We start from the raw sequence: 4,284 nt of genomic DNA on the forward strand, positions 1-4,284 counted from the left end.
CCGTCGACACCATCAGCGGCGGCCCCGACATGCTGCCCGACCGCGACAAATTTCACATTCCGCCGGAAATGCACGAGGTTCATGCCAGAAGCGAGYGCATGCTGCCCGGCCACATCCTGACTGGCCCGATCGCGGTCGAGGGCGCCGAGCCCGGCGATGTGCTCGCGGTCGAGATCCTCGACGTCCAGCTCCGGCAGGATTGGGGCTGGAACATGATCAAGCCGTTGTCCGGCACCCTGCCCGACGATTTCCACGAGACGCGCATCCTCAATATCCCGCTGGACCGGAGCCGGATGGTCGGCCGCATGCCCTGGGGGCTCGACCTGCCGCTCAAACCGTTCTTCGGCGTCATGGGCGTTTCGCCACCGCCGGCCTGGGGCCGCATCTCCTCGCTCGTTCCGCGCGCGATGGGCGGCAATCTCGACAACAAGGAACTCGGCGCGGGCGCGACATTGTATCTGCCGGTGTTCGTTCCGGGCGCGCTGTTCTCCTGCGGCGACGGCCATGGCGTGCAAGGCGACGGCGAGGTCTGCGTCACCGCGATCGAGACCGCACTGCAAGGCCGCTTCCGCCTGACGCTCCGCAAGGACCTGGGACTCGATTATCCCCGCGCCGAAACGCCGACGCATTACATGACCATGGCGATGGATCCGGACCTCGACCAGTGCGTGGTGCGGGCCTTGCGCGACATGATCGCGCTGCTCGGCGAGACGCGAAACCTGTCGCGCGAGGACGCCTACACGCTGTGCAGCCTGGCCGCCGATCTGCGGGTGACGCAGACCGTCAACGGCTCCAAGGGCATCCATTGCATGATCGAAAAGGCGATCGTGCACGGCTGACCGCCCCCGCCTTCCCCGACCAGTCCACGCTCCGCCGCCGCCCGGTCTCCGGCGCGGCGCGCCGCGCTACGCCGATTTTTTCAAGCGATTCCAATGGGCTGAAACACCGGCATGGCCCGGATTTGACTTCCACCCCTGAACCTAAATAGAGTCTTAATCGTTACTTTTGTGTACACGAGTAAGAGGCTAGCGTTCGGGCCATGGCCACCGAAAAAGCCGAGACTGACCGCATTCCCGTAACCCTGGCGCTCTCGACCATCACCTATCTCGAAAAACTGGTGAGACAGGGCACCCACGGCACCAGCGTTCCCGGCGTCGCGCGGACATTGATCGAGGAAGGCATCCGTCTCGCCATCAAGGACGGGCTTCTGTCGATCCGCGACAATGGCAGGACGTGAACGCGCGCCGAACGTGAGGCGGACGGATCTCGCTGGCGGGTGGCCGACATCTGCAACCTGGGACCGTTACACATGCCTGTTCTTGCAACGACTTCTTCACAGACCTGGACCGACGAACGAATCGAACTTCTGAAACAGCACTTCGAGGCCGGGCTGTCCTGCCGCGAGATCGCAGCCGATATCGGCGTCAGCCGCAACGCCGTGATCGGCAAGCTGTCCCGGCTCAATCTGACGCGCGGCAGGTCGACCGACGAGCGCAAGCTCGACAGGAGCCTCGCGCAGGCACGCGCGCCCAAGGCGGTGCCGCGACTGCAATATGAAATGCTTGCCACGCTCTATGGCGAGACCGCCGCGCCCGCGGTCGTGGGGCCGATCGACGATGCCAACCGCTGCTCGCTGCTGGAGCTGTCCGAGAACCGCTGCCGCTGGCCGATCTCGACGCCGGGCGCGGAGGATTTCTGCTTCTGCGGCAATATCGCGCCCGACGGCCAGCCCTATTGCGCCGGCCACAGCCGCCTCGCCTACCGGCCGAATTCGCGCGCCCGCATGATGCGCGGCTGACGCTGCACTCCCGAAACGAAAAACCTCCGGCAGGGCACTACCGGAGGTTTCTGGAGGCTTAGCATCAAGCTAAGAGCCGTGACTTTCGTAATCGGCTGAAAGCTATATAGCTTAGTAAGTCAGGTAAGTAAATAAGCTTGAGGACGATCGAATCGCATAGCTCGTCTTCGTCGTCTGCACGGGCCGCCGGGTTTTCCGAAGGCCCCTCCTCGCAAGAAAGCCCCGGCGATTTCTCGCCGGGGCCTGGTCAAGTCCGAAGACCCCGAGCTTACCAGTTGCGCTGGGCGCGCAGCAGCAGGCTGTAGGTGTCCTGGTCCTTCAGCTCATACGTGGCCGCAGGCTTGGCAACGCTCGTGAGCGCCGGGGTCGTGATCACGCCCGAGTACTTCTGGTCGAGATGGCTGTAGGTGAAGTCGGCCGAGAAGGTCAGGTTCTTCACCGGCGTCCAGCGGGTGATGACGCCCACCTGGCCGATGTTGAAGTCCGGGTTGCAGGTGCCGGTCAGGGTCGCGAACGCAGCGCTGCCGCAGATCAGGCCCTTCGCCGTGCCGCTGTAGTTGACCGCAGCCCACGCGCCGTAGAGCGCCGTGTTCCAGTACGGGCTCCAGTTGTGGGTGTAGGCACCGCGGAAGCCGTAGGTCTTGGTCAGCTCGAGACCGCCGCCGGGAGCGAACACCGCGTCAGACACGCCGGCGAAGCCGATGCTCTGATACGCGCCGCTGGAGCTGCCGAACATCGAGTAGCTGGTCGCTGCCAGCTCCTGGAAGTTGTAGCGGCTCGCGCCGTCGGTGTAGACGCCCGAGACGTTGATCACGTCGCCGGCACCGGTCGGGATGTTCTTGATTTGCAGAGCGAGCTGAACGGCCCATCCCCACTTGTCTTCGGGGTGACCCGTGACTTCGCTCGCGCCGTAGTAGCCGACATGGTTGTCGTGCGCGGCAACCGAGGCCTGGAACAGACCCCAGGCCTGGTCGACGCGGACCATGCCGACGAGGTCGGGAGAGCGGGTGCCGCCGAGGTCGTTCGAGCCGTAGGCGCCGCCGAGGACGTTGGCGGTGGTCATGCCGGCGGTATTCCAGATGTTGGTCTGGAAGACCTGAGTCTGATCCTGCGCCGAGAACGCGGCCGTCACGCCCTGGCCGAAATCGGCCGTGTAGGTGAACTGGGTGACGCCGTTGGTGGTGCCGCTGCCGCCGACCAGCTGGTCGAAGTTGTTGCCGGGATAGTTGATCCAGGGCGCATCGAACTGCGACACCGACTTACCCATGGTGAAGCCGGCGAACTGGATGAAGGCGTAGTAGACGCCGAGCGAACCGCCCGAGAGGTTACCGTCGGTGCCGTTGACGTTGCCGCTGCCCGAACCGACGAGGCCCGTGCCCGCAGCGTTGAGACCGAGCGTGCCGCTGTACTGGGTGGCGCCCGTTCCCGAACCGGTGCCGACATAGTTGCCGGTCGTCCAGGTGAAGACCGCATCGAAATAGGTGCGGACCACGCCGTATTCGGTCGCGGTGCGCGTGTCGATGTTGAGGTCTTCACGAGCGCGCATCGAGTAGTAGTTAGTCAGGCGGTTGTTCGCCGCGAACACGCCGTTGTACTGGGCGCTGTAGTTGCCGCCGGCGTTGAGGGCGACTTCGGCACGCAGATAGCCGCCCAGCTTGATGCAGGTGTCGCTGCCCGGGATGTAGTAGAAACCCGCGCCGTAGAGCGAGCAGATCTTCACGTACTCGACCGCCTTGGCCTTGACCGGAAGATCAGCCGCCTGAGCTCCACCGACGGCGATCAGACCCGCCGCAGTGCCGAGCAAAAGGCTCTTCACCACTTTCATATAAACCTCCAAGTTGCTCATTTGCGGAGACTGGACCGTGAGGCCCCCCAGATCCCCGTCTCTTGAAATCCGCTCGGCCGCTTCGCGCTTTCGGACGCACCCGCTTGAGACGCGAGGGACGTGAGCGAACCACCTGCAACGGGACGAATGAGTACCCCCCACCGTCACGGGCCAATATGCCTGCGCCGTTCCACTAATCAAAATAGTTTATTTGGTAAGCTTTGTGGTTTCACTAAACCTGTGCCCTTGGCGCAACACCCGGGCCGGGCCAAACGGCTGAGAAGATCATGTTTGTAATTTTAGTGACAAAATTACCCTGCTCTGCACTTGCGTCAGAGCAGGCTTGCGTGGACTATGGCCTTGCACCACACCGATCGGAATGAATCAGATCACGGGAGTGACGCTGTGTCCGCGACGAGGAAAGAAGGAGCGCGCCTCCGCTCCATCGGCAATCTGGATATCATCAGGCGCTTCACCTGGGAGATATCGTCGATCAACATGTATCTGGAGGAGCTGCGTCAGTTCTGGGCCCGGACGCTCGGCATCAGCGGTCCGCAATGGCTGATCCTGATGGCCATCTCCGACCTCGACAAGGACGACGGCATTCCCGTCAATATGGTCTCCAAGCTCCTCCACGTCGATCCCTCCTTCGTCACCACCC

At 63.3% G+C, this 4,284-nt stretch carries 4 protein-coding genes and 1 pseudogene; 4 read left to right on the forward strand and 1 reads right to left on the reverse strand.

Annotated elements, in window-relative coordinates:
- The 3 genes from ACXJL8_RS35295 to ACXJL8_RS35305 all read left to right on the forward strand — a co-directional run.
- Positions 1-839 (forward strand): acetamidase/formamidase family protein (locus ACXJL8_RS35295; RefSeq protein ID WP_456686484.1); only part of this gene is annotated, 839 nt, incomplete at its 5' end.
- Positions 840-1,039: 200 nt separating this feature from the next.
- Positions 1,040-1,237 carry a hypothetical protein gene (locus ACXJL8_RS35300; protein ID WP_007603456.1) on the forward strand — a complete coding sequence of 66 codons (198 nt, stop codon included), beginning with the start codon at positions 1,040-1,042 and terminating at the stop codon, positions 1,235-1,237.
- A 72-nt stretch (positions 1,238-1,309) separates the two neighbouring features.
- Positions 1,310-1,798: a GcrA family cell cycle regulator gene (locus ACXJL8_RS35305; RefSeq protein ID WP_456620211.1), complete on the forward strand. Its 489-nt coding sequence runs from the start codon at positions 1,310-1,312 to the stop codon at positions 1,796-1,798.
- Positions 1,799-2,066: 268 nt separating this feature from the next.
- Here the strand turns inward: ACXJL8_RS35305 and ACXJL8_RS35310 are convergent, their stop codons facing one another.
- A complete protein-coding gene (locus ACXJL8_RS35310; RefSeq protein WP_456620212.1) occupies positions 2,067-3,623 on the reverse strand; it encodes a porin in 1,557 nt (518 codons plus the stop codon).
- A gap of 405 nt (positions 3,624-4,028) precedes the next feature.
- Here ACXJL8_RS35310 and ACXJL8_RS35315 point away from each other — a divergent pair.
- A pseudogene (locus ACXJL8_RS35315) lies at positions 4,029-4,284 on the forward strand (MarR family transcriptional regulator); the annotation flags it as partial.

Source organism: Bradyrhizobium sp. P5_C11_2 (genome assembly GCF_054049755.1).

Excerpts from the sequence above, each read along its gene's own strand:
- ACXJL8_RS35305 (WP_456620211.1), top strand. The coding sequence starts at position 1,310 with ATGCCTGTTCTTGCAACGACTTCTTCACAGACCTGGACCGACGAACGA.
- ACXJL8_RS35300 (WP_007603456.1), top strand. The coding sequence starts at position 1,040 with ATGGCCACCGAAAAAGCCGAGACTGACCGCATTCCCGTAACCCTGGCG.
- ACXJL8_RS35310 (WP_456620212.1), bottom strand. The coding sequence starts at position 3,623 with ATGAAAGTGGTGAAGAGCCTTTTGCTCGGCACTGCGGCGGGTCTGATC.